This is a genomic window from Qipengyuania sp. SS22 (assembly GCF_025736935.1).
GTDB lineage: Bacteria > Pseudomonadota > Alphaproteobacteria > Sphingomonadales > Sphingomonadaceae > Qipengyuania.
This window is the reverse complement of sequence record NZ_CP107048.1, coordinates 1,571,162-1,596,440: the sequence shown is the minus strand read 5'-3', so window position 1 is coordinate 1,596,440 and position 25,279 is coordinate 1,571,162. Positions and strand designations below refer to the sequence as shown.

The window sequence follows — 25,279 nt, the reverse complement described above, 5'->3', positions numbered from 1 at the left end:
ATACTTGAGTCGCAAGCTTACCCTGCCGGCAGTCCTTGCCGCCCTGATGACCCCCAGCGCCGCTTTCGCGCAGGCCGCCGATCCGGCCGGTTCGGGTCCGATCGTCGCCGCGCTCGGCTGGCTCCAGGGCACGCTGCTGGGCAATGTCGCGACTGCGGTCGCGGTAATGGCCGTGGCCGCCGTCGGCTTCATGATGCTGACCGGACGCCTCAACTGGCGCTTTGGCGCGACTGTCATCATCGGCGTGTTCATCCTGTTCGGCGCAGCGAGTATCGTGGCCGGTATTCAAGGGGTCGCTGCGTAAATGACCGCGCTTGTCCGCCATCCCGTCCACCGAGCGCTGACGCGCCCGCAGATGTTCGCGGGGGTGACATATAACTATTTCATCATCAACGGGATGGTGACGACAGAAGCCTTCCTGATCACCGGCAGCTGGCTGGCGCTGCTGGTTTTCGCCGTGATGCACGGGGTCGGCTATTTCGCCTGCCTGCGCGAGCCGCGCATCTTCGACCTGTGGATCACCAAGGTGTCGAAATGCCCACGGGTGAAGAACTACAAGCGCTGGGGGTGCAATTCCTATGCCGCATAACGCCAAATGGAAGGGCGCGGCCGCGTGGAGCGCGAAAGAAGCGCGCGCGGGCGACCGTCTGCCCTATCTGCGCCTGATCGACGAGAGCACGCTGCTGCTGCGTGACGGATCGGTGATGACCGCGATCCAGGTCCCCGGCCTGTTGTTCGAAACCGAGGACAGCGAAGCGCTCAACGCGCATGCCGCCACGCGCGAAGTGGTGCTGCGCTCGACGCTCGATGCGCGCTTCGTCCTGTATCATCACGTGATCCGCCGCCGCGTCTCGGTCGATCTGGAAGCCGAATTTCCCGATCCGATCAGCCGCCATATCGATGAGCGCTGGCGCGAACGGCTCGGCTCGGGCCAGCTGTTCGTCAACGACCAGTTTATCACGCTGATCCGGCGGCCCGCGCGCGGCAAGGCGGGGCTGGTCGAGCGGGTCGCCAAGAAATTGCGCCGCAAGGACGGCGAACGGCTCGAACCCGACCCCAAGGACCTGCGCAGCCTGCGCGCCGCCTCGCAGGGGCTGGTCGCCGCGCTGACCGCCTATGGCGCAACCCCGCTGGCCGATTATGTCGGGCCGCAGGGTCATACCAATTCCGAAATGCTCGAATTGCTGAGCGCGCTTTACAACGGCGAGATGCGCCCCGTGCGCAAGCCCGCTGACGATGTCGATATCGGCCATATGCTGCCCTATCGCCGGGTCAGCTTCGGGCTCGACGCGATCGAGATGCGCGGTTCGGGCTCGCCCGATTTCGCAGCCGTGCTCGGCCTCAAGGACTATCCCGAAGCAACCTCGCCCGGCCTGCTCGACAGCCTGCTGCGGCTGCCCTTCGAAATGGTGGTGAGCGAAAGCTATGCCCCGACCGAACGGCAGACCGCACGCGAACGGATGGATCTGGCGATCCGCCGCCTCAAGAGCGCCGATGAGGAAGCCGCCGCCGAGCGCGCCGACATGATGGCCGCGCGCGACGCGCTGGGCAATGGCGCGGTCGGCTTCGGCGACCACCACCTCACCGTGATGGTCAAGGAACGCCAGCTTGGCCTCCTCGACGATGCCATGGCCGCCTGCTCCGCCGCGCTGGCCGATACCGGCGCGATCGCGGTGCGCGAGGATACCAATGTCGAACCCGCCTTCTGGGGCCAGTTCCCCGGCAATGAGGGCTACCTCGTCCGCCGCGCGCTGATCTCGAGCGCCAACATGGCCAGCTTCGGCAGCCTGCACGGTTTTGCGCTGGGCCAGGCGCAGGGCAATCACTGGGGCGAAGCGGTGACGTTGCTGGAAACCACCAGCGCGACCCCGTTCTTCTTCAATTTCCACCATGGCGATCTGGGCAATTTCTCGGTCATCGGGCCAAGCGGCTCGGGCAAGACCGTGGTGATGAACTTCCTTGCCGCGCAGGCGCAGAAATTCAGCCCGCGCACGATCCTGTTCGACAAGGATCGCGGCGCGGAACTGTTCGTCCGCGGGATCGGCGGGCGCTACGATTCGATCCGCGCGGGCGAGCCGACCGGGTTCAACCCGCTCGCACTGCCCGATACGGCGGCCAACAAGGCATTCCTGCGCGACTGGCTGGGCGTCCTGCTCAAGGCCGAGGGCCCCGAGGAAGAACAGGCCATCGCGGGCGCGGTCGATGCGGCCTATGCCAATGATGCCAGCCTGCGCCGCCTGCGGCATTTCAAGGAACTGCTCTCGGGCACCCGCCGTCCGCAGCCGGGTGATCTGGCCGATCGGCTTGGCGCGTGGATCGGTGAGGGCGAGCATGCCTGGATGTTCGACAATGCCGAGGACCGGCTCGACCTGAGTGCGCGGGTACTCGGTTTCGACATGACCGCACTGCTCGAGAACCCGAGGCTGCGCACGCCGACGATGATGTATCTGTTCCACCGGATCGAGGAACGGCTCGACGGCAAGCCGACGATGATCCTGATCGACGAGGGATGGAAAGCGCTCGACGACGAGGTCTTCGCCGCGCGCATCCGCGATTGGCTCAAGACGTTGCGCAAGCGCAACGCGCTGGTCGGTTTCGCCACGCAAAGCGCGCGCGATGCACTCGAAAGCCGCATTTCGACCGCATTGGTCGAGCAGACCGCGACCATGGTGTTCATGCCGAACAGCCGCGCGCGGCCCGAGGATTATTGCGACGGCTTCGGCCTGACCGAGCACGAGCTCGCGCTGATCCGCACGCTGCCCGCGCACAGCCGCTGCTTCCTCGTGCGCCAGCCCGATGCGAGCGTCGTCGTACGCCTCGACCTGTCGGGCGCACCCGAAGTGCTGACGCTGCTCTCGGGCCGCGAAAGTTCGGTTCGCCGGCTCGACCTGCTGCGCGAAGCGCTGGGCGATGCGCCAAGCGAATGGTTCCCCGCGCTTACCGGTACCAAATGGCCGGGCGGGGCGAATGACGAAGGGGGGGCTGGGGTCGAAGCCCTCGGCCTCGCCGCCGAATGAGCGCGACCTGCGACCGTGTCGCCGCCGAAGTCGGCAATGGCGTCGCCGCCGCACTGCGCGGGGTGGACTGTATTGCGGGCGAGACCAGCGCCGCCGCCTTCGGCCGGCTGTTCGCACCGGGCGGTTCGCTCGGCACGGTGCTGACGCTTGTCCTCACGCTGTTCATTGCCCTGTTCGCCTTTGCGCTGCTGACCGGGCGGACCAATATCGGCATCCGCAGCCTTGTCCCGCGGATGATGACGCTGGGCCTCGTGCTGACCTTCGCGACCAGCTGGATCGCCTATCAGAGCGTGGTCTGGAACCTCGCCGTCGCTACCCCCGATTATCTTGCGGGCGTGCTGACAGGCGCGCAGGGTTCGGCGACCGACACGTTCGCGCAGAAGATCGACGTGGTCTTCATTGCCATCCAGGAAGCCAGCGCCGGGGCGCAGGACATTTCCACTTTCTCGCCCGAAGGCATGATGTGGTTCGGCGCGTTGCTGTTCATGCTTGGCACCGTCGGCCTGCTGGTCACTACCAAGATCGCGCTTGGCGTGTTGATCGCGCTGGGCCCGCTCTTCGTCGTGCTGGCGCTGTTCAACGGGACCCGCGGCCTGTTCACCGGCTGGGTCAAGGGATTGACCCTATGCGCGCTGGCGCCGCTGTTCGCCGTGCTCGGCGGCAGCGTGATGCTCGAACTCGCAGTGCCGATCCTCGGCGCGCTGACCGCTGCCCCGGGCCAGATCGACCCGCAGGCGGCCATGGCCTTCTTCATGATCGGCGCGGTGCATGTCGCGCTGATGGTGCTGGTGCTCAAGGTGGCGGGCGCGATGGTCGCCGGGTGGTCGGTGTTCGGGCTGGTCCCCGATCGGGATGAAAAATCCTCCCCCGCACCGGTGCCGCAGCAGGTGGCAAGCGCCCCCACACTGGCGCAGGTACAGGCGGCCAACCAGGCCAGTTCGCAGGCGCGCAGGATCGACGTATCGGCGGTCCCGACTGCCTATGCCGCCAACGATGGCGGCGGTGCGGGCGGTGGCGGCGGATCGCGCACGGTGAAGGTTTACGCCACCTCGCCCGCTTCCGCCCAGCAATCATCCAATAGCAAGGCCCGCGTCCGCGGCTCCGGCATCGGCAGCCGGTTCAAGTCCGCGACGCCCAAGGCGCTCGACCGTTCAATGGAGAAACATGCATGACCCGCGCGCTCATTCCCGCGCTCGCTTTCGCTTTGCTGGCCGTGCCGGCAAGCGCGCAGGATTCGCGCCTCGTCGAGGTGCTGTATGACGAGGCCAAAGTGGTCCGCATTGACGGCCGCGTCGCGGTGCAGGCGAGCATCATGTTTGGCGATGACGAGGTGATCGAGAACGTAGCCATCGGCGACAGCTCGACCTGGCAGGTCACGCCCAACAAGCGTGCCAATATCCTGTTCGTCAAACCGCTCGAGCCGCGCGCCATGACCAATCTCACGGTCGTCACCAGCAAGCGGACCTATCTGTTCGATCTTGTCGCCAGCCCCGGTGCCAAGCCGCTTTACCTGATGCGCTTCGCCTATCCCGACGAGCCGGTGGAAGAACCGGTACAGATGGCCCCCAATGCGGTCGAACGGCAGGCTGCGCGCGATCCCTATGCGGTCGTCGATCCGGCGGATCTCAACTTTGCGTGGAATGCCTCGGGCGATCCCGAACTGCTGCCCGAAAACACCTATGACGATGGCACTGCGACCTTCCTTACCTGGCCAAGCGGCAAGGATGTGCCTGCAATCCTCGTGACCAATAGCCAGGGCGTCGAAGGCCCGGTCAATTTCACCGTTCGCGGCGATACGATCGTCGTCGACGGAGTGCCGCGCACGATCGTCCTGCGCTCGGGCGAAGACAGCGCCCAATTGATCAACACCGGGCCCGAACGGCCCGCTGCCAGTGCGAGCGGCAATCCCGCTCTCGCCTCGAAGGGGAGGTAAACGATGCGTCTTGCCATGCGATTGCCCGAGAAAAAGCCGGGCGACAGCGGGATCGCCAACGATTTCGACCCGCGCGAGGGTGCGGATGCGGACGTCATCGACCTCGCCCAGCGCAACGCCTTCCCCGCGGTGGCACGACCCGCGGGCAAGTCCGATGCGCTCGGCCTCGCCGCGGGGATCGCGGTCGTCGCCGGCCTCGGTCTGGTCACTTTGTGGAGCATGAACTCCGCGCGCGTCGCGCCTCCTGAAGGCATCGGCGGCCAGCAGACGCCGATCGAAGCCGCTCCGGTGGCGACCCCCGCAGCGGTGACGCCGCCCCCGGCGCGGGCCGCGGCGCAGGCGCCGCGGCCCGATCCCGCCCCGCAGCCGGTTCTTGCAGCGCAGCCGCAGCCCGGGCTTGCCGCCAATCCCTACGCCAATCCAACCGTCGTCTACGATGCGGGCAGCGCGCCCGCGACGCTGGCGCTGGGCGAAGCGAGCGCCGCTGGCGAGGCCGCAGGTGCGACCGGCAATGCCGCGAGCGATTTCGCCAGCCGCATCGGCGGTGTCGGCGGCTCGCCCGCGCAGGCGAGGGCGATGGTCAATCCCGCGACCACGGTCACGCAGGGCACGCTGATCCCCGCGATCCTCGAAACCGCGATCGACACCAATGTCCCGGGCTATGTCCGCGCGGTGGTGAGCCAGGACGTGCGTAGCTTCGACGGGACCAAGGTGCTGGTCCCGCGCTCATCGCGGCTGATCGGCCAGTACCAGTCGGGCCTGCAGAATGGCCAGAAGCGCGCCTATGTCATCTGGACGCGGCTGATCCGGCCCGATGGCGCCTCGGTCAATCTTGCATCGCCCGCGATCGGCTTCGACGGCACCACCGGACTTGCGGGCAAGGTCTCGGGCGATGGTTTCTTCAAGCGTTTCGGTTCGGCCCTGCTGCTGTCGGTCGTCGGCGGCGTCGGTTCGCTCGCCACGGGCGGCGCGGCTGGCGTGCTCATCGGCGGGGCCAGTTCCTCGGCTGCCGCCACCGCGGCCCAGCAGGACGGTCAGCGCGGCCCGACGGTGCGGGTGCGGCAGGGTGAACCGATCCGCATCTTCACCGCGCGCGATCTGGACTTCACCTCGGTCAGCTGAGCCCATCCAGTCGTGAGCGCCGATATCCACCCCTTCAATCCGGACGACAATCCGGAAGCCCACGCGCCGGGCGTGGACCTGCATGGCGAACGCAGCGTCTATCTCGATGCCTATCTGGCGCCGTTCCGCGAATGGCTCGAACGCGACACGGTAACCGAAATTCTCGTCAACCAGCCGGGCGAGGTGTGGGTCGAGGATGCTGCCGCCGGCGGGATGCAGAAGATCATCCGTCCCGACATCGACGACCGGCTGATCCAGCGCCTGGCCGAGCAGGTCGCGCGGGTCAGCCACCAGGGCATCAACCGCGAACATCCGCTGCTCGGCGCGACGCTGCCCGGCGGCGCGCGCGTACAGTTCTGCGGCCCGCCCGCGGCGCGCAAGCATTGGGCGATGGCAATCCGCCGCCACCGCCGGCTCGACCTGCCGCTCGACGCCTATGACACCGGCCCGCTGGCCCCGCCGGAGCAGGGCACCATGCCCGATGCGCAGGCCGAACCGGTGGCCTTCCTGCGCGAAGCGATCCGCCAGCGCCGCACGATCCTCGTGTCGGGCGGCACCAGCACCGGCAAGACCACCTTTCTCAACGCCATGCTCGGCGAAATCCCGCGCCACGAACGCGTGGTGCTGGTCGAGGACACGCCCGAGCTCAGGCTGCCCGGCGAAAACGGGGTCGGTCTGGTCGCGGTGAAGGGCGAATTGGGCGAAGCCAAGGTGACCGCGAACGAATTGCTGCAGGCGGCGCTGCGGCTGCGCCCCGACCGCATCGTACTGGGCGAATTGCGCGGTGCGGAAAGCGTCAGTTTCCTGCGCGCGATCAACACCGGGCACCCGGGCAGCTTCTCGACCATCCATGCCAATTCGCTGCGCGGTGCGCTCGAACAGCTTTCGCTGATGGTCATGCAGACGGGAATCGGTCTCACCCGGACCGATACCATCGCCTATGCCGCCAGCGTGATCGACGTTCTCGTCCAGCTTGGACGCGACGGATCGGGCAAGCGCGGGATCGCTCAGATCGCCGAAAGCCACACGCTGGTCTGAGTGCGGTAAAACCGCGCCCACCGGAAAAACGCGACCATGCCGTAGCGTCAGCTGCGCATCGGAAGGCGCCCTTCACATAACACTTGCCAAAACTTGCGCCTGTTTTGCGCAATAATAATGCGCCGGCGCTTGCGTGCATACGAATGTGTGATAGCAATAGCACCGTAGGCCGCAAAGACGGCCACATCGAGAGGAGAGGGTTAATGAGGGTACGGGCTTCCCTGCTCGCGGGTATTTGCGCGAGCGCTATTTCGTTTCCGGCGTTCGCGCAGGATGCAACCGGTGATGATCTCGAAGATCCGCGGTTCAGCAATAATGTCATCATCGTTACCGCGCAGCGCCAGAACCAGTCGCTGCAGGAAGTGCCAATCGCGGTCAGCGCCTTCGATGCCGAGGCGCTCGAAGCACAGCAGATCGAGAACGCCAGCGATCTCCAGCTGACGCTGCCCAACGTCTCCTTCACCAAGAGCAATTTCACCAGTGCGAGCTTCACGATCCGCGGGATCGGCGACCTTTGCGTGGGCGTGACTTGCGATAGCGCGACTGCGATCCATACCAACGGTTCGCCGCTGTTCGGCACGCGCCTGTTCGAAACCGAATACTTCGATCTTGAGCGCGTCGAAGTGCTGCGCGGACCGCAGGGCACGCTATTCGGTCGCAATGCGACTTCGGGCGTGGTCAATGTGGTGACCGCCAAGCCCGAACTGGGCACCTTCGGGGCCGCTGCCGAATTCGAATACGGCAATTACAACAGCATCAAGGCCAAGGGCATGGTGAACGTGCCGCTCGGCGACACGCTGGCCTTCCGCGCGGCCGGCTTCTACCTCAACCGCGACGGCTTCACCGAAAACCTCTACGACAACACCGATATCGACGGGCGCGATATGTACGCGGTGCGCGGTTCGCTGCGCTTCGAACCCACCGCTGACACCACGCTCGACCTCATGGCATTCTACTTCCGCGAGAACGATGACCGGTTGCGGATCCAGAAGCAGGCCTGCCAGCGCGATCCAACCGGCGTGCTGGGTTGTCTCAACAACCGCCGCGATTTCGACAGCACCAATGCCAATTCGACGCTGGGTACGGTCCTGTCTTCGGTAGAGCTGTTCCGTATCCAGGGCATCCCGGAAGCGCTGGCCCTGGGCAGCGTCTACGGACCCGACGGTTATGCAAATTTCGACGAACCCAACGACGTGCGCACGGTCAACACCGCGTTCACACCCGAATATTTCGCGGATGAATTGCAGTTGCAGGCCCATCTCGACCAACGGATCGGGCCCATGAACCTGTCGCTTACGGGGATCTACCAGGAAACCTCTGTCGATTCCCGCCAGGACTACAACCTCGGCATCCTCGACCGCAGCGGCTATGCCGGCGCCCTGAACACGCTGGCTTTCTTCGGGGCGAACGGAATTCCCACGGGCGTACCGGCTCAGCCCTTTGTTCCGGGATCGAGCGCCTATTTCGCGCCGATCGTCGACGCGCTAATCCCCGACGGGCCCAATGGCGTGCTGTGCACATCGGATAATGATGCGGGCAATCTGGGTGCGTTCGAGGGTAATTCGATCTGCGCCGATGTTCCGCTGGCCTTCGACCGGTCGAGCCAGGAGCAGACCTCGTGGTCGGGCGAGGCGATCCTCTCCAGCGATTTCGACGGGCCGTTCAATTTCCTGGTCGGCGGTATCTACGCCGAATCCGAAGTCGCCGAGAACAGCTATTACGTTAACAACTTCGGGCTGGACTATGCCAGCGCGATCCTCGGGACATTCTCGGCATTCGGGGCAGGGGCACCGCCATCCTATCTCGCTACGTCGATGTACCGGAACAACACGACCGACTTCAAACTGGAAAGCTTCGGTATCTTCGGCGAAGTCTATGTCGACATTACCGACCGGCTCCAGTTCACGGGCGGCATCCGCTACAATGACGACAGCAAGAGCGTTGCCGCGCGGACGACCTACGCAAGTTTCCTCAACCCCTTCGGGAATGACGAACCGTTCACCTCCCCATTCGTCGGAAGCTTCGATGCGGACGCCGCGACGCCGGGGAACCAGCTGCTGCAGGAACGCGAAGTCAGTTTCGACGCCATCACTGGGCGCGCGGTCCTCGACTTCGCGATCTCGCCCGACAACAACCTCTATTTCTCCTATTCGCGCGGGTACAAGTCGGGCGGGATCAACCCGCCGCTGTCACCGGTTTTCGCGGTTTCCGAAAACTTCGGTTCCGAGAAGATCGACGCTTTCGAAATTGGTTCGAAGAACATTTTCCTGAACGGCGCGGCTCAGGTGAACCTCACGGGGTTTTACTACAAGTACAAGGGCTTGCAGCTTAGCCGCATCGTTGCTCGGACCTCGGTCAACGATACGATCGATGCCAATATCTGGGGCGTCGAGCTGGAGACCATCTTGCGGCCCAGCTACAACTGGATGATCAACATGAACGTCAGCTACCTCAATGCGAAGGTGGCGGGCGACCAGTTGTTCAGCAATCCGCGCGATCCGGGCGGCGGCGATCCCGATGCCGTGATCATCAAGGACCTGTCGAATGGCTCGCTCTGTGCGGTGACCGGCGCGGGGGCCAATGCCTTCGTCGGGGCGGTGAACGCCGGACTGGGACTGCAGGGCCCGACCGCCTTCCCAGCCGACGGGAGGATTGCCTCGACCGGCGCGTTCAGCATCTGCAGCGTGCTCGACGATCAGACTGCCAACCCGGCTTTCGCACCGCTCGGCCCGATTAACGTGCTGAGCCCGGGCGTGGAGGTCAATCTGAAGGGCAATCGCCTGCCGCAGGCACCCGAATACAAGGCTTCGGTGGGCGTGCAGTACACTGCCGACTTCGATAATGGCATGTCGCTCGTTCCGCGGTTCGACCTTGCCTATACGGGCGAACAATACGGCAATGTGTTCAACGGCAACGTCAACCGGATCGAACCTTTCGTCCAGGCGAACGCCTCGATCACGCTCAACGGGAACGACAATCGCTGGTTCGTGCGCGGTTTTGTTCAGAACATCTTCGACAGCGACTCGGTGACGGGCCTTTATGTCACCGATGCCTCGTCGGGCAATTTCACAAATATCTTCACCCTCGATCCGCGGCGCTACGGCATCGCGGTGGGCGCGAAGTTCTAGAACCCACAAGCTCCATGGGGGAGGGAGGGGCGGCCTGCGGGTCGCCCCTTTTCACATGGCTCAGCGCCCGGCGGAGGCGAAGGGAGAGAAATCGGTTTCGGTATCGAAGACCTCGACCTGCTCGGCGCGCTTGAGCGCCCCGACCGCAACATAGGTCACCGGCGTCAGCAAGGCTTCCCACAGCGTCTTGATCGCCCATTGCGACAGCACGACCTGCCACAGCAATTCGACCGGCCAACCAGCCAGGCCCCAGAAGGCCAGCGGGTAGAAGATCAGGCTGTCGAGCCCCTGGCCGACCACGGTCGACCCGATCGTGCGCATCCACAGATGGCGCCCCTTGCTCCAGACCTTCATCTTGGCCAGCACATAGCTATTGGCGAATTCGCCGACCCAGAAGGCGACCATCGATGCCAGCACGATGCGCCACGAATTGCCGAACACGAATTCATAGGATTCCTGTCCGGGCCAGCCCGCCGCGGGCGGCAATCGCACCACCACCCAGGCCATGAAGGCCATGAACAAGAGCGCGGCAAAGCCGGTCCAGATCACCCGCCGCGCGCGGGCATAACCATAGACCTCGGTCAGGATGTCGCCGATGATGTAGCTGACGGGAAAGAACAGGACACCCGCGCCAAACGACCATTCGCCGATCCACGGCAGCGTGACATAGCTCGGCTTGGACGCGCCAATCAGGTTCGACAGCAGCAGGATGGTGACGAAGGCCGCCATCACCAGGTCGTAATAGCGGAACTGCGGTGCGGGCGGGCTCGGCGGGGCGTTTTCCATCACAAACACGAATAGTGCCGATTGGCCAGCCGCGAAAGGCGCGTTATGGGACCTCCCAAGCGCGCCCGTAGTTCAACTGGATAGAGCACGAGCCTTCTAAGCTTGGAGTTGCAGGTTCGAGTCCTGCCGGGCGCGCCAATTTAGCGTGGAAGATGTGTTCCGCCGCCCAAACCCCGACTACCAACCCAGCAAACGAGGAGGGAGGGACAAGCCCCTCCCTCCCGCAATCAGAAGCGCATGCCCAGACCGACAACGACCTGGTGTGAGTGGGTGACAAGTAATAGTCAGTAAACCGAGGCCAGCTTCTTTAAAATTGCGGATTGGCTGCCCCATACAGCGTAAAGCAATAGGAGCGGTGGCGGATCGCCGGGTGTTGGCGATCCGGTAGTGTCGTCTTCCGCGGAGAACGTAGCTAGGGCGCAGGACTGACATCTTGCCGTCGGGCCAAGCTCGATCGCGGGCTTGAATAGTCGAGGCAGGGCGGCCGGAAGACGGTCCGCGTCAGTCGCTCCCGCTATCCGCGCGCGACCTTGTCCATCGGTTCGGCGGTGACGGGATAGCCGAACTCCTCGCCGATATTCAGCCAGGAGGTGCCGTCCTTCTCGCCGATGAAGGGGGTGATCGTGCGCACCGGGATGGCCTGTGCCTGCGCCGAGGCTTCGGCGAAGCTGCCGAACAGCGCGAGCCGCTCGAGATTGCGGCGGGTGGGGAAGATCACCTTGATTTCGCCGCGCTCGGCGGCATCGAGCGCGCCCTGCGCACTGGTCCAGAACAGATGCGTGTTTTCCGACAAATCCGCCTCGATCTCGACCGCGCCGGTGCCGAGGTTGGCGAGGTAGAAGCGCGTGTCGAATACGCGCGGGATACGTTCGTTCTTGGGGAACCAGCGGGCGAAGGGAACCAGCTGGTCGAGATCGAGCTCCCAGCCGAAATGGTCGAGGACCGGCGCAAGTTCGCCGGTTTCCTGCAAGAAGTTGCGGGCCGCACGCGCCTTTGCCGCATCGATCTCTCCCGTCAGGCCGATGGCCAGCCCGGTTTCCTCGAGCGTTTCGCGAACCACCGCGACCTGGTGCGCGGCCTCGTCGGGATCCAGCGGGCCGCCCATGCTGGCGCCCAGATCGAAATCGGCCGGGTCGACCCGGCCACCCGGAAAGACCGCCATACCGCCCGCAAAGACCATCTCGCGCGAACGGATGGTCATCAGGATTTCCGGTGGGCCACCCTGCGGCGCATTGCGGAAGATGACGACGGTTGCGGCGGGGATACCATTGGCCCCGGTATCGGTGTGCTCGCTCATGCGCCTGTTGTGGCGGGGGCCGCGCTGCTTGCCAAGCGCAAAGGTAAACGGCGGCTGTCGGAGAACTTTACACTAAGCAATGCGGCGAAAATCGCGTTTACCATTTGGAAGGGCGGAAATCCGCACTCGGGCCGGTTTGGCACGGGGCATGCATACATTTCCGTGTCCCGTTCAAGTCTTCACGGGGTGCCAACCCAAGGTCTCCACACCCGGTACCCTCAGAACGAACGAAAGGCTCGCCCGGTAGTCCCACCGGGCGGGCCTTACCCGTTCTGGAGCCGGTAACTGCAGGCGCGGTCCTCAAAGGACGCGCCCGCTGCGCTTCAGCCTTCGGCCTTGGCCACGGCTTTCGCATCCATCATCTGCTGCAATTCGCCAGCCTCGAACATCTCCATCATGATGTCGCTGCCGCCGACGAACTCGCCCTTGACGTAAAGCTGGGGGATGGTCGGCCAGTCGGAATAGGCCTTGATGCCCTGGCGGACTTCCATGTCCTGCAACACATCGACGCTGTCATAGGCCACACCGCAATGGTCGAGGATCGCTACCGCACGGCTCGAAAAGCCGCATTGCGGGAACAGCGGGGTGCCCTTCATGAACAGGACGACGTCTTTGCCGCCGACGATGTCGGCGATGCGCTGATTGGTATCGGACATGGGTCCGTCCTTTGTATGAATTCGAGTTGCGGAGAATCAGGTGGGGGCTTGCGTGGTCAGTTGCAAGGCGTGCAGTTCGCCGCCCATGCGCCCGCCCAACGCGTCGTAAACCAGCTTGTGCTGCTTGACCCGCGTCAGCCCGGTAAACTGCGGCGCAGTCACCTTGGCCGCCCAATGGTCGTTGTCGCCCGCAAGGTCGCGCATCTCTACCTGTGCGCCGGGCAGCGCTTCCTCGATCAGTGCGACGATGTCTGCAGCGGCCATCGGCATGGGTTCAGGCCCCGTCGGACATGAACTGGCGGCGAGCCTCGACGGCGCACTCTTCCAGCTTGGTCCGGATATCGGCTTCGCTGACATCGCATTCGGCAGCGGTGAGGTCGCCCAGCAGCTTGCGAATCACGTCTTCATCGCCGGCTTCTTCGAAATCGGCCTGCACGACGGCCTTCTTGTAGGCGTCGGTTTCTTCGTCGGTCAGACCCATCAGGCCCGCAGCCCATTCGCCGACCAGACGGTTGCGGCGGGCGGCGATCTTGAAGGCGTTTTCCTCGTCGAAGGCGAACTTGGCTTCCTCGCCGCGTTCGCGATCCTTGAAATCGGTCATGATGGTCCTCTCGGGATGGAATCTCGGGGGCCGGAATAGGCGCGGCCCCCCCACCTCGCAAGGGCGGTTATTCCATCGTCACGACGAGCTTGCCGATCGCGCCGCGATTTTCGAGCTTGGCAATGGCCTCATGCGCGCGTTCGATCGGATAGGTCTCGCTGACCAGCGGATTGATCTTGCCCGCTTGCCACAGGTCGAACAGTTCCTCGATATTGCGCTGGTTGCGCTCGGGCTCGCGCGCGGTGAAGGCGCCCCAGAACACGCCGCGGATGTCGCAGCTTTTGAGCAGGGTGAGGTTGAGCGGCATCTTGGCGATCCCCGCGGGGAAGCCAATCACGAGGAAGCGGCCTTCCCAGGCGATCGCGCGCAGTGCAGGTTCGGAATAATCGCCGCCGACGATGTCATAGACGATATTCGCGCCTTCAGGGCCGACCGCGGCCTTGAAGTCGCTCGCCAGTTGCTTGGAGGTATCCTTGTCGAACGGCGCGCGCGGATAAATCACTACTTCGTCGGCGCCATGCTGTTTGGCGACTTCGCCTTTTTCCTCGGTCGACACCGCCGCGACGACGCGGCAGCCATAGGCCTTGGCCAGTTCGACTGCCGACAGGCCGACACCGCCCGCGGCGCCCAGCACGAGGACGGTTTCGCCCTCCTTGATGTCGCCGCGATCCTTCAGGCCGTGAATGGTCGTGCCATAGGTCATCAGCAGCGCGCTGGCTTTTACGAGATCGATCCCCTCGGGGACCTTGAACAGGCGCTCCGCCGCCACCGCGACCTTTTCCTGCAGCCCGCCATTGCCGACGCCGCACATCACGCGGTCACCGACGGCAAAGCCGGTGACGCCTTCGCCCAGTGCTTCGATCGTGCCCGAGATCTCGCCACCGGGCGCAAACGGGCGGGGCGGCTTGAATTGGTACATGTCGCGGATGATCAGCGTGTCGGGGAAATTGATCGCGCAGGCTGCGACCTTGACCAGCACCTCGCCCTTGCTGGCGGTGGGTTCGGCGATATCCTCGACGACGAGGGTTTCGGGTCCGCCGACTTCCTTCGAAAGGACTGCTTTCACGCTGCATCTCTCCTATGCGGTTTATCGAGCCAGGGCATGGCGCCCTCGCGCATCTGTTCGTGTTTGGTGATTTCGCCGGCGCTGCCGAGCGTCAGCCCGATCTCGTCGAGCCCCTCGAGCAGGCAGCGCTTGCGGAACGGGTCAATCTCGAAAGTGAACCGATCCTGGAATTCGGTGGTGACGACCTGGTTTTCCAGATCGATGGTGATCGGGTGATCCTGCGCGACTTCGAGCAGCCGATCGACCTGCTCCTGCGGCAATTCCACCGCGAGGATGCCGTTCTTGAAGGCATTGCCCGCGAAAATGTCCGAAAAGCTGGGCGCGATCACCGCGTTTAGCCCCATGTCGAGCATCGCCCATGCGGCGTGTTCGCGGCTCGACCCGCAGCCGAAATTGTCGCCCGCGATGAGGATCGGCGCCTGCGCGAAATCCTCCACATCGAAAGGATTGCCGGGGGTCGCGCGGATGGTCTCGAACGCGCCTTGGCCAAGCCCTTCGCGGCTGACCGTCTTGAGCCAGTGCGCAGGGATGATGACGTCGGTATCGACATTCTTCAGCCCCAGCGGGATCGCGCGGCCCGCAATGGTGGATACCGCGCGCATTACTTGGCGCTTTCGGGGAAGGTGGGCAGGCGGTCGAGGTGACGCGGATCGTGTTGGATCACGATCGTCGCATCGAGAGTGTCGGCCATCTGGTCGAAGCGGTGCATCGCGGCCAGCGTATCGGCGCGGTCGGTGTTGAATGTGGGCACGCCGCGGTTCTCGATCTGCTCTTCGAAATGATACAGGTCGCCGGTGAGCATATAGGTGCCCATGCGCGGCAGCCTGACCACCAGCGCCTTGTGCCCCGGCGTATGACCGTGCGCGGCGACGATGCTGACCGAGCCATCGCCGAAGACATCGTGATCGCCCGCTACACGGGTGACCTTGCCGGTCGCGCCTTCGCCCAGCCACGGGGCAAGCTGCGCGCGCGTGGCATCCATCTTGCCCGATGTGACCGCCGCCGCGTCGCCGCTCCCGATCAGCAATTCGGCATCGGGAAACGCGGCCGCCTGGCCGATGTGGTCGTCATGGTAATGGCTCACGCCAAGGAAAGTGATATCCGCCGGGGCCAGCCCGATGTCCGCCAATTGTTCGGCAATTGTCACTTCGAGGCGGGAAGTGAAGACCCACTGGCTGGCGCTCGTGCCCTTGAGTGCGGCGGGCAGCCCGGCATCCCACAGCAGATAGCGGTCGCCATTGCGGACGAGATAGCAGCTGTCGGCCAGCATCCGGGGCTCGCCATCGTAGAGATGGGTGTCGGAAAAAGGTGCGGTATCGCTCAGTTCGATCGATCCGCAATCGAGCCGCCACAGTTCGACCGCCGGGGTCTCCTGCGCGATGGCCGGCGCGGCGATGCCCGCCAGCACCATGGCCAGCAATGCTGATTTCGGCGACATGTCTCTCTCCCCTGTGACGCGCGACCTCAATCTGTTTCGGGATTTTCCCCCGAAGGAATCGGACCGGGCTGTTTGGGCCCCCGCTTCCTCTCTTTGCGCTTGTTGGCATACAGCAGTGCAGCGGCGACGGCGGCGGAGCCGATGGCCCCGGCAATGGCGGCTTTTCCGGAAAGCTTCTTGGTCATCGCTTCTCAATGGTCAGCCGTCGGCTGCTTGGCAAGGGGTGAGCTTGCGGACATCGGCGAGCCGCCCGGTAACGGCGGCGGCGGCGGCCATCGCCGGGCTGACGAGATGCGTGCGCGACCCCGGACCCTGCCGGCCGACGAAATTGCGATTGCTGGTCGAGGCGCAGCGTTCGCCCGGCGGGACCTTGTCGGGGTTCATCGCCAGACAGGCGGAACATCCCGGTTCGCGCCATTCGAATCCGGCATCGGTGAAGATCTTGTCGAGTCCCTCGGCCTCGGCCTGCCGCTTGACCAGCCCCGATCCCGGGACGGCGATCGCCCAGCGCACGTTGGGTGCCTTTGTGCGGCCTTCAAGCACCTTTGCCGCCGCGCGCAAATCCTCGATCCGGCTGTTGGTGCAGCTGCCGATAAAGATGTTCTCGACCGGGATATCCTCGATCGGAGTACCCGGTTCGAGGCCCATATATTCGAGGCTCTTGCGTGCCGCCTCGCGTTTCGACGGGTCGGCGTAACTGTCGGGCGAGGGGACGGTGCCGCCCACGGGGACGACATCTTCGGGGCTGGTCCCCCAGCTGACCGTCGGTTCGATCGCAGCCGCGTCGATCACCACGCTCTTGTCGAACTCGGCCCCGTCATCGGTCTTTAGCGTCCGCCACCAGGCGACCGCACGGTCCCAGGCTTCGCCTTGCGGCGCGTAGGGGCGGCCGCGCAGGTAATCGAACACGGTGTCGTCGGGCGCGATCAGGCCCGCGCGCGCGCCGCCCTCGATGCTCATGTTGCACACCGTCAGGCGGCCCTCGACGCTCATCTCCTCGAACACTGCGCCGCGATATTCGATCACATAACCGGTCCCGCCCGCAGTGCCGATCACGCCGATGATATGGAGGATCAAATCCTTGGGCGTTACGCCCGGACCCAGCCGGCCTTCGACGCGAATTTCCATCGCTTTGGATCGGCGCAACTGGAGCGTTTGCGTTGCCAGCACATGCTCGACCTCGCTGGTTCCGATACCGAAAGCGAGCGCGCCGACGCCGCCATGCGCCGCCGTATGGCTGTCGCCGCATACGATGGTTGCGCCCGGCAGCGAGAAGCCCTGTTCGGGGCCGACCACATGGACGATCCCCTGCGCGGGCGCGATGGCATCGATATAGTCGATCCCGAAGGACGGGGCATTGCGCTCCAGCGCCGCGAGCTGCGCGGCGCTTTGCGCATCCTCGATCGGGATGCGCGATCCATCGGCGGCTACGCGCGGCGATGTGGGCAGATTGTGGTCGGGTACCGCCAGCGTCAGGTCGGGGCGGCGCACCGTGCGGCCCGCCAGCCGCAGCGCTTCGAACGCCTGCGGGCTGGTGACCTCATGCACGAGGTGCCGGTCGATATAGATCAGGCAGGTCCCGTCCTCACGCCGTTCGACAACGTGCTGGTCCCAGATCTTCTCATAAAGTGTGCGCGGTTTGCTGGCCATCGAGGCGGAATGTGCGGCAGGAATGGCGGCGGGGCAAAATGGCAAAACAAGAGTCTTCCAAACTTAACCTTTTGCTGCTCTATTGACATCAATGTCAGCAAAGCCATTCACCTTTCCGATCAAGGTCCTGCCCGACGATATCGATTTCATGGGGCACGTGAACAACGCGCGCTACCTGAACTGGGTGCAGGATACCGTCCTCGCGCATTGGCAGAAACTTGCCCCGGCCGAGGAGGTCGCCAGCAAGGCGTGGGTCGCGCTCAAGCATGAAATCACCTATCGCCGTCCGGCCTTCCTCGATGATGATGTGATTGCCGAAACGGTGCTCGAAAAGATCGCCGGCGCGCGCAGTTTCTACAATACGGTGATTCGCCGCGGCGAAGACGTGCTGGCCGAAGTGCAGAGCATGTGGTGTTGCATCGATGCCGAAAGCTTGCGGCCCGCGCGCATCAGCCGCGAAGTTGCCGAGACTTTCTTCGGCCTCCCGCGCAAGCAGGAACCGCAAACGGGCGAGTAGGGCGCGCCGCGGGCTTTGTCTGCCGCAGCGAAGCGCCTATATCGGTGCCATGAACTTCCTCGTCCCCGCCCTGATCGTGTTCGCGACCGTCGTCGCGATGGAATGGGTCGCCTGGGCGAGCCACAAATACATCATGCATGGGTTCGGCTGGGGGTGGCACCGCGACCACCACGAGCCGCATGACAATTTGCTCGAAAAGAATGATCTCTACGCCATCGTCGGCGCCGCGATGAGCATTTCGATGTTCGCGTGGGGCAGCCCGCTGGTCGCGGGCGCGGCGGCGTGGTGGCCGGCAACGTGGATCGGGCTGGGCATCCTGTTCTACGGGATCATCTACACGCTGGTGCACGATGGGCTGGTCCACCAGCGCTATTTCCGCTGGGTGCCCAAGCAGGGCTATGCCAAGCGACTGGTGCAGGCGCACAAGCTGCACCATGCGACGGTGGGCAAGGAAGGCGGGGTCAGCTTCGGCTTCCTCCTCGCGCGCGATCCGGCCAAGCTCAAGGCCGATCTCAGGCGCCAGCGCGAAGCAGGGATCGCCGTGGTTCGCGAAAGCGCCGGGGCCTGATTCGATAGTCGACGCGTGTGACCTCACCGGCGACTGGGACGGCAGTTACAGCTATCCCGGCGGCGAGGCCGTCACACCTTTCCGCCTACGCATTGCCGAGAGCGGTGGCAGGTTTAGCGGGGAGCTGATCGAGCCGGATTTGTTTCGCCCCATGTCGACCATCGGCGCCATGATATCGGGCCATCGCAGCGGACGTTCGGTCGATTTCACCAAGATTTATATCGACCATCCACAAGGGTACGAAAACCCCGTTGATTACGTCGGGCAGATGTCGCGAGATGGCATGACCGTCACCGGCATGTGGAGCCTCGCGGAACTGAACGGGACATTCGAAATGCACCGCGAGGAACGCGCCACGGAAACGCAAGAGGCCGAGACCGCTGAAACGGTCCCGGCCTCGGGAATGCCATTCTAGCTGGCGAACGGTCTACTTGGCGTAGTTTACATACAATCCGTGGATCAGGCCGGGGATATAGCCCAGCAGCGTCAGCACCAGATTGAGCAGCGCGGTCTTGCCGAGCCCGTGTTTGGCGGCGACGCCGAGCGGGGGCAGCAGGATGGTCGCGATAAGAATGAGAATTGCCATGGGGAATGTCCTTTTGTCGTCCCTCCCGTCGTTCGGGTCATCAACGGGTCGGGGCGCACGCGGTTCCGCCGGCCTATTCGTTGCGCGTGGCGATCCAGCTCCCGCAGATCACCAGCACCGCCACTGAAATCCAGTACCAGGGGTGGCCCAGCGTATACCAGGTGAAGACCGCGCCGGTGGCCATCGCGCCGATCGCCATGGTCTTCGAACGACGGCTGATCGCGCGGCGCTCGCGCCAGTCCTTCACGTGCGGCCCCCAATGCGGATGATCGAGGATCTTCTGTTCGAGTTCGGGGCTCGACCGGGCAAAGAAATAGACCGCCAGCAGGAGGAAAGGCACCGTCGGCATGATCGGCAGCGCTGCGCCCACGGCGCCAAGCCCGACGGCCAGGAAGCCGAGGCCCTTGTAGATCGGCCGCTTCAACTCAACCGGCCGCGATCCGCGCGGCATGTTCCTTCACCAGCGCAATCATGTTGGGCACGCCCTGCGTGCGGTTGCTCGACAGCTGGTTCTTGAGATCGAACGGGCCAAGCGCGGCGGCGACGTCCATCGTGGCGACTTGATCCGCGGGCTTGTCCTGCACCGCAGCAATCACCAGCGCGACGATGCCCTTGGTGATCGCCGCATTGCTGTCGGCGAGGAAGTGGAGCTGGCCTGCCTCGCCGGTGGGATAGACCCAGACCTGCGCCGAACAGCCGCGTACCAGCGTGGCATCGGTCTTGAGCGCGGCGGGCATGGCTTCGAGCTCGCGGCCCAGTTCGATCAGCAGGCGATAGCGTTCGTCGCCCTCGAGGAAGGTGTATTCTTCGGCAATATCGGAAAGTGTGCGCATGGCGCGCCTTTAGCTGGCCGGTCGGCGGGCGTCCATCGGCCTCAGCCGGTCAGCCCTCCAGGCCGGGTAAGCGCGAAATAGGCGACGTAGAACCAGCCGAAGAACCCGTGGATCACCGCCCAGACGATCGACTGGTGCAGGCTCCAGCTGATCGCCACGGCGATGGCAGTGCCGAGGCCGATTCCGGCGCGGGCGGCATCGGTGCGCACGACGGTCACAAATCGACCCCGCTGGCGATGGCTTCGAGCTTCTTGATGCGTTCCTTGAGGTCGGCCAGCTCGATCCGCGCCGCGCCGACCGACGATCCCGTCTCGCGCTCTTCGGTGCCGGTGTGGTGCCGTTCAAGCTCCTGGCGCTTGAGAGCCAGCCACCCGTACCATGCCCGCAGCAGGGCTGCCGCGACGATGGTCAGGCCGACCAGCGAAGCGCCGGCGATTATCATTGTCGGTTCGAACATTACCTCATGTCCTCCTTGAACCTTGCCGTTCTCAATCCGCCCGCTGGTCGCGCAGGGCTTCGATTTCGGCGGCAATCCTCTTGGTTTCGCTTGCGTCGAGCGAATTGCCGTCGGTGGCGATCCGCTCGAGCACCTTGATCCTCTCGCGCAGTTCCTCGACCTCGCGCTTCTCCGCAGCGGAAATCCGCTCTTCGGGCTCGGCCTGCCGCGCCTTTTCGGCGCGGCCGATCGCCTTGTAGCGGTCCCGCAAAACCCCGGCGATCGCGCTGATGGCGACGATTACGACAACGGCGGTCCAGAAACTCATTGTGCCGTCTCGCGCGGGGTGGTGCGGTCTTCGATTTCCTGCAGGTCGCGCAATTCCTCGATCTGCGAGGCCAGCGCATGGTTGCTGTCGGTGGCGATGCGTTCAAGCACCCGGACGCGCTCTTCCATCTTGCTGTAGTCCCCGTTGGAGAACCGCAGTTGGTCGGCCTTGGCTTCTTCCGCCCGCGCTTTGAGCTCCAGCTTGCGTTCCTCGTGCTCCTGCACGCGCTGGTTGATGAAATAGGCGAAGGGCAGCACCAGCATCACGATAGCGAGGATGAACCCGAAGATGAGGGCAAGATCACCGTCCATCAGTTGGCATCCTTCGTGTCGCGAAGGCGATCGATCTCATGCGTGAGGTGATAGCCGCTGTCGGTTACGATGCGTTCGACATTACCCAGCCGGTCCTTGAGCGAGCCAAGTTCGGCGCGCAGTTCGGCATTTTCCTGTGTCAGCAGCTTCACCCGTTCGACCGCCTGGTCGTTCTTGGGATAGACCGACTTGCCCCAGCTGTTTTCGAGCGGGTAGCCGTTCTTGACGCGGATCCAGGTATTGGCAATCCAGGCCAGCGAAAGCGCGGCTACACCGACGATCACGGTGGTTTCGTTGATGAATTCCATTATGCCTTCTCCCCGCGCTTCATATCCAGCGGTACGCCCGCGTCGGTGCCGGTGCGCTTGTCGCGCAGGGCTTCGATCTCATCATGCAGCGAATAGCCGCGGTCGGTGACGATCTTTTCGAGCACCACCATGCGGTCCTGCATGGTATCGAGCTTGTCATGCAGCTGGCGGTTCTCCGCCTTCAGCGCCGTGGTTTCCGCAGTGTCGCTGCGTTCGGTCTTGCCGCCCCATTCATCTTCGAGCGAATAACCGTGCTTGGCGCGGATCCAGTTGTTCAGCAGCCAGCCGCCGGTGCTCAGCGCGATGATCGCGAGCACGAATTCAGGTCCTCCCCAGTTCATAGCGCCTGTTCCCCCTGTTTCATTCCCAGCGGCACGCCGCTGCCGCGCTCTTCCACACTGCGCTGGTCGCGCAGGGCTTCGATCTGTGTGGCCACGTCGTAGCCCTTGTCGGTGACGATACGTTCGAGCACGCGGACGCGGTCTTCGAGATCATGTACCTGGCTGGCATATTGAGCCGCTTTTTCGGCGGTCGCTTGGGCGGTCGTCTGGACGTTCATTTCGGCCAGCTTCTGCTGATGCTTGGTCCAGATCGCGACGATCGGGATCATCAGCGCAATGATCGGGACGAATACTCCGAGGTTTTCCATGTGATTTCTCCCCCTCTCGTTCGCTCAGCGCAGCTGTTCGATCTCGGCGGTCAGCCGCGGATTGTTGCTGACGTAGAAGGTTTCCACATCGGCCAGGCGGCGGTCGACATCCTTCATCCGCGCGCGGATTTCGCGGGCGGTGCGCTTGGGGTTCTGTCGCACGCGCTGCCAATAGGTCTGCTCTTCGTGATCGACATAAAGGTGCGCGGGCTTCTTGTTCAGCAGCAGGCCGGCGATGAAGTAGAACGGGATGGTCGAGCCGCCGGACATGAAGGTCAGGCCGAGAAAGCCGAGCCGGACCCAGAACACGTTGACGCCGGTGTAATCCGCGATGCCCGAGCAGACACCCATCAGTTTCGCGTTCTGCTTGTCGCGGTAAAGCGTGGTGCGGGGGCTATTCACAGCTTGGCTCCTTTTTTCTCGGCAATCAGCTGCTCGAGTTCGCGCAGCTGCTGGTTGTCCTGCTCGCTGTCGTGAACGATGCGGCCGGGACGGAATTCGGGGTTGTCGCTGGCGACGAGGCGTTCGACCGTGTCCATCCGGTCATCGAGCCGCTTGGCGAGGTTATAGAGTTCCTCGAGCAGGGCTTCGTCGTCGCCGGTGATCGTGGCCGATGTCTTCCACTTGGTGATGTAGTGGAGGATGATCCACGGAAGCCCGATGAAGATCGCGGGAATGATGATAAGCTCTTCCATGGGTCTCAGTCCTCCTTGCCGGCGCTGCCCTTGCCGAGCGCCTTCTTCATCTGTTCGAGTTCATCATCGATCGCATCGGCGCCCTCGAGCGCGGCGATCTCGTCCGACAGGCTGGGCTTGTCGGAGTTGTCGGCAATGCTCAGCGCATCGGCGCGGCCTTCGGCATAATCGACGCGGCGTTCGAGCTGGTCGAACCGCGTCAGCGCATCGTCGACGCGTTCGTTGGTCATCAGGCTGCGCAGCTTGACGCGGTTTTCCGCGCTTTCGAGCCGGGCGGCGATCGCCGTCTGCCGGCTGCGGGCTTCGCGCAGGCGGTTCTGCAGCTTCTGGATGTCTTGCTCATAGGCGCGCAACGCGTCGTCGAGCACGGCGATTTCCTGTTTGAGCTGCTCGCTCATATCGACCGCCTTCTTCTTCTCGACGAGCGCGGCGCGGGCGAGATCCTCGCGGTCCTTCGAGATGGCGAGCTGCGCTTTCTCGTTCCAGTCGGCCTGGAGTTTGTCGAGCTTGACCGTGTGGCGGTGCATTTCCTTCTGGTCGGCAATGGTGCGCGCGGCGCTCGCGCGGACCTCGACCAGCGTTTCCTCCATCTCGAGGATAATCATGCGGATCATCTTCTGGGGGTCGTCCGCCTTGTCCAGCATATCGTTGAAATTGGCGGCGATGATATCGCGAGTTCGGCTAAAAATGCCCATCAATGGTGCTCCACTGGAGAAAAAGTCCGATGTCTTGGGCCGTCCGCTGTCGCGGGTCGGAGTCGGCGACCGGCGGAGCCGTTCTACCTCTTCCTCGATACGCGACAAGCGCGGCCGGTGATCGGGGCGGGCCGGAGAGTCGCCGGCATTGCTGCCGCGGGGACTGTCGGGGGACCGACTCTCCGGCCCTAGGGGATCATGATCGGGAGGCAGGGTCATGCGATCTCGACCTGTTCGTATGCGGCCAGCACCGGCGTGGGTGCCGTCACCGCGATCTGCGAACTCAGCAGGACGAAAGTGGCCATCGCTGCCATGCTGGCGAGGGCGGCCTGTCCAAGCTGGCTGCGGAAGAAACTGCGGTTATACATTTGGGTAACTCCCTGGGCCCGTGGGCCGATTGCTGTTGTACCCTGTTCAGCAAGCGCTGTGCCAAACCAGAAAAACGGGAGAAATACGTGGTTTCTGAGTGCAGTGCCAAATGATGTGTTGGTTTCTGTTGCTAAGCTTTGGGAATTTTCCCTATATCTTGGTCATGGAGCGGGAAAATCAGTTTATCGGCCAGTCGGGGGCCTTTCTCGACGCGGTCGAACGGGCCAGTCGCGCGGCGCCGATGCGGCGCCCGGTGCTGGTCATCGGCGAGCGCGGAACCGGCAAGGAATTGATCGCCGAGCGCCTGCATCGCCTCTCTACCCGGTGGGACGAACCGCTGGTCGTCATGAACTGTGCCGCGCTGCCCGAAACGCTGATCGAGGCCGAATTGTTCGGCCATGAAGCGGGCGCTTTTACCGGCGCTACCAGAGTGCGCGCGGGCCGGTTCGAAGAAGCCGACAAGGGCACGCTATTTCTCGACGAACTGGGTACTTTGTCGATGGGCGCGCAGGAACGGCTGCTGCGCGCGGTCGAATATGGCGAGGTCACCCGCATCGGTTCGAGTCGTCCGACACGCGTCGATGTGCGCATCGTTGCCGCGACCAATGAAGATCTGCCGGCCAAGGCGGAGCGCGGCGAGTTTCGCGCCGATCTGCTCGACCGGCTGACCTTCGAGGTCATCACGCTACCGCCGCTGCGCGTACGCGAGGGCGATGTCGAAGTGCTGGCAGACTACTTCGGCCGCCGGATGGCCGCCGAGCTTGGCTGGGAAGGCTGGCCGGGCTTTGCGCCGCATGTCGCCGAGCAGCTCGAGAAATACGACTGGCCGGGCAATGTCCGCGAATTGCGCAATGTCGTCGAGCGCGCGATCTATCGCTGGGACGACTGGAGCGCACCGATCGGCCATGCGGTGTTCGACCCCTTCGACAGTCCGTGGAAACCCCTCAGTCCCGCGTTTCGCGCAGACCAGGCAGCGGCTCCCACGGCCGCGCCCGCGTCCTCCGGGCCCGATCTGGAAAGCATCGACGATCTGCGCGCGGCGGTCGATGGGCATGAACGCACCATCGTCGAGCATGCGCTGGGCAAGCATCGCTGGAACCAGCGCCAGACCGCCAAGGCGCTTGGTCTGTCGTATGATCAGCTACGGCATTGCATCAAGAAACACGCGCTCGCCGACGACAGCTGAACGGGCGCGTCTTCGCGCTTGCTTTTCAACCGACTCCCGCTTATCTGGCTGCTCATCCCGACATTG

The 25,279-nt window shown here is 64.0% G+C and carries 36 protein-coding genes and 1 tRNA gene; 13 read left to right on the top strand and 24 right to left on the bottom strand.

Going from position 1 to position 25,279, the window contains the following annotated elements; all coding sequences use genetic code 11:
* The first annotated feature begins 4 nt into the window (after positions 1-4).
* The 8 genes from N6L26_RS07895 to N6L26_RS07860 all read left to right on the top strand — a co-directional run bounded on the left by N6L26_RS07895 (position 5) and on the right by N6L26_RS07860 (position 10,238).
* Positions 5-304: a TrbC/VirB2 family protein gene (locus N6L26_RS07895; protein ID WP_263605057.1), complete on the top strand. Its 300-nt coding sequence runs from the start codon at positions 5-7 to the stop codon at positions 302-304.
* The gene (locus N6L26_RS07890; RefSeq protein WP_221600823.1) at positions 305-589 is read left to right on the top strand and encodes a type IV secretion system protein VirB3; all 285 of its coding nucleotides are present in this window, start codon (positions 305-307) and stop codon (positions 587-589) included. It begins immediately after the preceding gene.
* Entirely contained in the window at positions 579-3,017 is a 2,439-nt protein-coding gene (locus tag N6L26_RS07885) for a VirB4 family type IV secretion/conjugal transfer ATPase (RefSeq protein ID WP_263605056.1), read from the top strand. Before N6L26_RS07890 ends, N6L26_RS07885 begins: the two co-directional genes overlap by 11 nt.
* A complete protein-coding gene (locus N6L26_RS07880; protein ID WP_263605055.1) occupies positions 3,014-4,189 on the top strand; it encodes a type IV secretion system protein in 1,176 nt (391 codons plus the stop codon). Before N6L26_RS07885 ends, N6L26_RS07880 begins: the two co-directional genes overlap by 4 nt.
* Positions 4,186-4,950: a TrbG/VirB9 family P-type conjugative transfer protein gene (locus tag N6L26_RS07875; RefSeq protein WP_263605054.1), complete on the top strand. Its 765-nt coding sequence runs from the start codon at positions 4,186-4,188 to the stop codon at positions 4,948-4,950. The genes N6L26_RS07880 and N6L26_RS07875 overlap by 4 nt, the downstream gene beginning before the upstream one ends.
* Before the next feature lie 3 nt (positions 4,951-4,953).
* Positions 4,954-6,072: a TrbI/VirB10 family protein gene (locus tag N6L26_RS07870; RefSeq protein ID WP_263605053.1), complete on the top strand. Its 1,119-nt coding sequence runs from the start codon at positions 4,954-4,956 to the stop codon at positions 6,070-6,072.
* A 12-nt stretch (positions 6,073-6,084) separates the two neighbouring features.
* Positions 6,085-7,110, top strand: a complete 1,026-nt coding sequence (gene virB11 / locus N6L26_RS07865; protein ID WP_412071320.1) for a P-type DNA transfer ATPase VirB11 — start codon at positions 6,085-6,087, stop codon at positions 7,108-7,110.
* Between the two features lie 203 nt (positions 7,111-7,313).
* Positions 7,314-10,238, top strand: coding sequence for a TonB-dependent receptor (locus N6L26_RS07860; protein ID WP_263605052.1), 2,925 nt, complete (start codon positions 7,314-7,316; stop codon positions 10,236-10,238).
* Positions 10,239-10,298: 60 nt separating this feature from the next.
* Here the strand turns inward: N6L26_RS07860 and N6L26_RS07855 are convergent, their stop codons facing one another.
* A complete protein-coding gene (locus N6L26_RS07855) occupies positions 10,299-11,024 on the bottom strand; it encodes a queuosine precursor transporter (protein ID WP_263607276.1) in 726 nt (241 codons plus the stop codon).
* Between the two features lie 61 nt (positions 11,025-11,085).
* On the opposite strand from N6L26_RS07855, the gene N6L26_RS07850 reads away from it, so the two are divergent.
* Positions 11,086-11,162 (top strand) — tRNA-Arg (locus tag N6L26_RS07850).
* A 376-nt stretch (positions 11,163-11,538) separates the two neighbouring features.
* Here the strand turns inward: N6L26_RS07850 and N6L26_RS07845 are convergent.
* From N6L26_RS07845 to leuC, 9 genes are all read right to left on the bottom strand, one after another.
* Positions 11,539-12,321, bottom strand: coding sequence for an NUDIX hydrolase (locus N6L26_RS07845; RefSeq protein WP_263605051.1), 783 nt, complete (start codon positions 12,319-12,321; stop codon positions 11,539-11,541).
* A gap of 323 nt (positions 12,322-12,644) precedes the next feature.
* A complete protein-coding gene (grxD, locus tag N6L26_RS07840; RefSeq protein ID WP_253522721.1) occupies positions 12,645-12,977 on the bottom strand; it encodes a Grx4 family monothiol glutaredoxin in 333 nt (110 codons plus the stop codon).
* Between the two features lie 36 nt (positions 12,978-13,013).
* Positions 13,014-13,247, bottom strand: coding sequence for a BolA/IbaG family iron-sulfur metabolism protein (locus tag N6L26_RS07835; protein ID WP_263605050.1), 234 nt, complete (start codon positions 13,245-13,247; stop codon positions 13,014-13,016).
* Between the two features lie 4 nt (positions 13,248-13,251).
* Complete coding sequence (locus tag N6L26_RS07830) at positions 13,252-13,578, bottom strand: DUF1476 domain-containing protein (protein WP_253522727.1); 327 nt, start codon at positions 13,576-13,578, stop codon at positions 13,252-13,254.
* Between the two features lie 67 nt (positions 13,579-13,645).
* Entirely contained in the window at positions 13,646-14,644 is a 999-nt protein-coding gene (locus tag N6L26_RS07825; RefSeq protein ID WP_263605049.1) for an NADPH:quinone oxidoreductase family protein, read from the bottom strand.
* Positions 14,641-15,246, bottom strand: a complete 606-nt coding sequence (gene leuD, locus N6L26_RS07820; RefSeq protein ID WP_263605048.1) for a 3-isopropylmalate dehydratase small subunit — start codon at positions 15,244-15,246, stop codon at positions 14,641-14,643. Before leuD ends, N6L26_RS07825 begins: the two co-directional genes overlap by 4 nt.
* Positions 15,246-16,082, bottom strand: a complete 837-nt coding sequence (locus N6L26_RS07815; RefSeq protein ID WP_263605047.1) for an N-acyl homoserine lactonase family protein — start codon at positions 16,080-16,082, stop codon at positions 15,246-15,248. The genes leuD and N6L26_RS07815 overlap by 1 nt, the downstream gene beginning before the upstream one ends.
* 26 nt (positions 16,083-16,108) lie before the next feature.
* Positions 16,109-16,267, bottom strand: a complete 159-nt coding sequence (locus tag N6L26_RS07810) for an isopropylmalate isomerase (protein ID WP_263605046.1) — start codon at positions 16,265-16,267, stop codon at positions 16,109-16,111.
* 13 nt (positions 16,268-16,280) lie between these two features.
* The gene (gene leuC / locus N6L26_RS07805; RefSeq protein ID WP_263605045.1) at positions 16,281-17,732 is read right to left on the bottom strand and encodes a 3-isopropylmalate dehydratase large subunit; all 1,452 of its coding nucleotides are present in this window, start codon (positions 17,730-17,732) and stop codon (positions 16,281-16,283) included.
* Between the two features lie 91 nt (positions 17,733-17,823).
* Here leuC and N6L26_RS07800 point away from each other — a divergent pair, with 91 nt between their 5' ends.
* The 3 genes from N6L26_RS07800 to N6L26_RS07790 all read left to right on the top strand — a co-directional run bounded on the left by N6L26_RS07800 (position 17,824) and on the right by N6L26_RS07790 (position 19,232).
* Entirely contained in the window at positions 17,824-18,249 is a 426-nt protein-coding gene (locus N6L26_RS07800; protein ID WP_263605044.1) for an acyl-CoA thioesterase, read from the top strand.
* A gap of 49 nt (positions 18,250-18,298) precedes the next feature.
* On the top strand, positions 18,299-18,817 hold the full coding sequence (locus tag N6L26_RS07795) for a sterol desaturase family protein (protein WP_263605043.1): 519 nt from the start codon (positions 18,299-18,301) through the stop codon (positions 18,815-18,817).
* Positions 18,818-18,968: 151 nt separating this feature from the next.
* Positions 18,969-19,232: a hypothetical protein gene (locus N6L26_RS07790; RefSeq protein ID WP_263605042.1), complete on the top strand. Its 264-nt coding sequence runs from the start codon at positions 18,969-18,971 to the stop codon at positions 19,230-19,232.
* Positions 19,233-19,244: 12 nt separating this feature from the next.
* On the opposite strand, the gene N6L26_RS07785 is transcribed toward N6L26_RS07790, so the two are convergent.
* The 14 genes from N6L26_RS07785 to N6L26_RS07720 form a co-directional block, all read right to left on the bottom strand.
* Positions 19,245-19,403: a YqaE/Pmp3 family membrane protein gene (locus tag N6L26_RS07785; RefSeq protein WP_253522755.1), complete on the bottom strand. Its 159-nt coding sequence runs from the start codon at positions 19,401-19,403 to the stop codon at positions 19,245-19,247.
* Positions 19,404-19,476: 73 nt separating this feature from the next.
* Complete coding sequence (locus N6L26_RS07780) at positions 19,477-19,854, bottom strand: YbaN family protein (protein WP_263605041.1); 378 nt, start codon at positions 19,852-19,854, stop codon at positions 19,477-19,479.
* Positions 19,829-20,236, bottom strand: a complete 408-nt coding sequence (locus N6L26_RS07775; protein WP_263605040.1) for a SufE family protein — start codon at positions 20,234-20,236, stop codon at positions 19,829-19,831. Before N6L26_RS07775 ends, N6L26_RS07780 begins: the two co-directional genes overlap by 26 nt.
* 41 nt (positions 20,237-20,277) lie before the next feature.
* Complete coding sequence (locus N6L26_RS07770; protein ID WP_263605039.1) at positions 20,278-20,454, bottom strand: hypothetical protein; 177 nt, start codon at positions 20,452-20,454, stop codon at positions 20,278-20,280.
* Entirely contained in the window at positions 20,451-20,693 is a 243-nt protein-coding gene (locus tag N6L26_RS07765) for a hypothetical protein (protein WP_263605038.1), read from the bottom strand. The genes N6L26_RS07770 and N6L26_RS07765 overlap by 4 nt, the downstream gene beginning before the upstream one ends.
* A 31-nt stretch (positions 20,694-20,724) precedes the next feature.
* Positions 20,725-21,000, bottom strand: a complete 276-nt coding sequence (locus N6L26_RS07760; protein ID WP_253522770.1) for a hypothetical protein — start codon at positions 20,998-21,000, stop codon at positions 20,725-20,727.
* Entirely contained in the window at positions 20,997-21,311 is a 315-nt protein-coding gene (locus N6L26_RS07755) for a hypothetical protein (protein WP_263605037.1), read from the bottom strand. The genes N6L26_RS07760 and N6L26_RS07755 overlap by 4 nt, the downstream gene beginning before the upstream one ends.
* On the bottom strand, positions 21,311-21,619 hold the full coding sequence (locus N6L26_RS07750) for a hypothetical protein (RefSeq protein WP_263605036.1): 309 nt from the start codon (positions 21,617-21,619) through the stop codon (positions 21,311-21,313). The genes N6L26_RS07755 and N6L26_RS07750 overlap by 1 nt, the downstream gene beginning before the upstream one ends.
* Entirely contained in the window at positions 21,619-21,960 is a 342-nt protein-coding gene (locus N6L26_RS07745) for a hypothetical protein (protein ID WP_263605035.1), read from the bottom strand. Before N6L26_RS07745 ends, N6L26_RS07750 begins: the two co-directional genes overlap by 1 nt.
* The gene (locus N6L26_RS07740; protein WP_263605034.1) at positions 21,957-22,268 is read right to left on the bottom strand and encodes a hypothetical protein; all 312 of its coding nucleotides are present in this window, start codon (positions 22,266-22,268) and stop codon (positions 21,957-21,959) included. The genes N6L26_RS07745 and N6L26_RS07740 overlap by 4 nt, the downstream gene beginning before the upstream one ends.
* Before the next feature lie 24 nt (positions 22,269-22,292).
* Positions 22,293-22,670, bottom strand: a complete 378-nt coding sequence (pspC, locus tag N6L26_RS07735) for an envelope stress response membrane protein PspC (protein ID WP_263605033.1) — start codon at positions 22,668-22,670, stop codon at positions 22,293-22,295.
* Positions 22,667-22,963 carry an envelope stress response membrane protein PspB gene (gene pspB / locus N6L26_RS07730; RefSeq protein WP_263605032.1) on the bottom strand — a complete coding sequence of 99 codons (297 nt, stop codon included), beginning with the start codon at positions 22,961-22,963 and terminating at the stop codon, positions 22,667-22,669. Before pspB ends, pspC begins: the two co-directional genes overlap by 4 nt.
* 5 nt (positions 22,964-22,968) lie before the next feature.
* Positions 22,969-23,766: a phage shock protein PspA gene (gene pspA, locus N6L26_RS07725; RefSeq protein ID WP_412071319.1), complete on the bottom strand. Its 798-nt coding sequence runs from the start codon at positions 23,764-23,766 to the stop codon at positions 22,969-22,971.
* 107 nt (positions 23,767-23,873) lie between these two features.
* Entirely contained in the window at positions 23,874-24,026 is a 153-nt protein-coding gene (locus N6L26_RS07720) for a hypothetical protein (RefSeq protein WP_253522793.1), read from the bottom strand.
* 164 nt (positions 24,027-24,190) lie between these two features.
* On the opposite strand from N6L26_RS07720, the gene pspF reads away from it, so the two are divergent.
* Positions 24,191-25,213, top strand: a complete 1,023-nt coding sequence (pspF, locus tag N6L26_RS07715) for a phage shock protein operon transcriptional activator (protein ID WP_263605030.1) — start codon at positions 24,191-24,193, stop codon at positions 25,211-25,213.
* Positions 25,214-25,279: the final 66 nt, after the last annotated feature.

Coding starts and splice junctions, on each gene's coding strand:
- N6L26_RS07890 (WP_221600823.1), top strand. CDS start 305: ATGACCGCGCTTGTCCGCCATCCCGTCCACCGAGCGCTGACGCGCCCG.
- N6L26_RS07885 (WP_263605056.1), top strand. CDS start 579: ATGCCGCATAACGCCAAATGGAAGGGCGCGGCCGCGTGGAGCGCGAAA.
- N6L26_RS07880 (WP_263605055.1), top strand. CDS start 3,014: ATGAGCGCGACCTGCGACCGTGTCGCCGCCGAAGTCGGCAATGGCGTC.
- N6L26_RS07875 (WP_263605054.1), top strand. CDS start 4,186: ATGACCCGCGCGCTCATTCCCGCGCTCGCTTTCGCTTTGCTGGCCGTG.
- N6L26_RS07870 (WP_263605053.1), top strand. CDS start 4,954: ATGCGTCTTGCCATGCGATTGCCCGAGAAAAAGCCGGGCGACAGCGGG.
- N6L26_RS07860 (WP_263605052.1), top strand. CDS start 7,314: ATGAGGGTACGGGCTTCCCTGCTCGCGGGTATTTGCGCGAGCGCTATT.
- N6L26_RS07855 (WP_263607276.1), bottom strand. CDS start 11,024: ATGGAAAACGCCCCGCCGAGCCCGCCCGCACCGCAGTTCCGCTATTAC.
- N6L26_RS07845 (WP_263605051.1), bottom strand. CDS start 12,321: ATGAGCGAGCACACCGATACCGGGGCCAATGGTATCCCCGCCGCAACC.
- grxD (WP_253522721.1), bottom strand. CDS start 12,977: ATGTCCGATACCAATCAGCGCATCGCCGACATCGTCGGCGGCAAAGAC.
- N6L26_RS07835 (WP_263605050.1), bottom strand. CDS start 13,247: ATGCCGATGGCCGCTGCAGACATCGTCGCACTGATCGAGGAAGCGCTG.
- N6L26_RS07830 (WP_253522727.1), bottom strand. CDS start 13,578: ATGACCGATTTCAAGGATCGCGAACGCGGCGAGGAAGCCAAGTTCGCC.
- leuD (WP_263605048.1), bottom strand. CDS start 15,246: ATGCGCGCGGTATCCACCATTGCGGGCCGCGCGATCCCGCTGGGGCTG.
- N6L26_RS07815 (WP_263605047.1), bottom strand. CDS start 16,082: ATGTCGCCGAAATCAGCATTGCTGGCCATGGTGCTGGCGGGCATCGCC.
- N6L26_RS07810 (WP_263605046.1), bottom strand. CDS start 16,267: ATGACCAAGAAGCTTTCCGGAAAAGCCGCCATTGCCGGGGCCATCGGC.
- leuC (WP_263605045.1), bottom strand. CDS start 17,732: ATGGCCAGCAAACCGCGCACACTTTATGAGAAGATCTGGGACCAGCAC.
- N6L26_RS07800 (WP_263605044.1), top strand. CDS start 17,824: ATGTCAGCAAAGCCATTCACCTTTCCGATCAAGGTCCTGCCCGACGAT.
- N6L26_RS07795 (WP_263605043.1), top strand. CDS start 18,299: ATGAACTTCCTCGTCCCCGCCCTGATCGTGTTCGCGACCGTCGTCGCG.
- N6L26_RS07790 (WP_263605042.1), top strand. CDS start 18,969: ATGTCGACCATCGGCGCCATGATATCGGGCCATCGCAGCGGACGTTCG.
- N6L26_RS07785 (WP_253522755.1), bottom strand. CDS start 19,403: ATGGCAATTCTCATTCTTATCGCGACCATCCTGCTGCCCCCGCTCGGC.
- N6L26_RS07780 (WP_263605041.1), bottom strand. CDS start 19,854: ATGCCGCGCGGATCGCGGCCGGTTGAGTTGAAGCGGCCGATCTACAAG.
- N6L26_RS07775 (WP_263605040.1), bottom strand. CDS start 20,236: ATGCGCACACTTTCCGATATTGCCGAAGAATACACCTTCCTCGAGGGC.
- N6L26_RS07765 (WP_263605038.1), bottom strand. CDS start 20,693: ATGTTCGAACCGACAATGATAATCGCCGGCGCTTCGCTGGTCGGCCTG.
- N6L26_RS07760 (WP_253522770.1), bottom strand. CDS start 21,000: ATGAGTTTCTGGACCGCCGTTGTCGTAATCGTCGCCATCAGCGCGATC.
- N6L26_RS07755 (WP_263605037.1), bottom strand. CDS start 21,311: ATGGACGGTGATCTTGCCCTCATCTTCGGGTTCATCCTCGCTATCGTG.
- N6L26_RS07750 (WP_263605036.1), bottom strand. CDS start 21,619: ATGGAATTCATCAACGAAACCACCGTGATCGTCGGTGTAGCCGCGCTT.
- N6L26_RS07745 (WP_263605035.1), bottom strand. CDS start 21,960: ATGAACTGGGGAGGACCTGAATTCGTGCTCGCGATCATCGCGCTGAGC.
- N6L26_RS07740 (WP_263605034.1), bottom strand. CDS start 22,268: ATGGAAAACCTCGGAGTATTCGTCCCGATCATTGCGCTGATGATCCCG.
- pspB (WP_263605032.1), bottom strand. CDS start 22,963: ATGGAAGAGCTTATCATCATTCCCGCGATCTTCATCGGGCTTCCGTGG.
- N6L26_RS07720 (WP_253522793.1), bottom strand. CDS start 24,026: ATGTATAACCGCAGTTTCTTCCGCAGCCAGCTTGGACAGGCCGCCCTC.
- pspF (WP_263605030.1), top strand. CDS start 24,191: ATGGAGCGGGAAAATCAGTTTATCGGCCAGTCGGGGGCCTTTCTCGAC.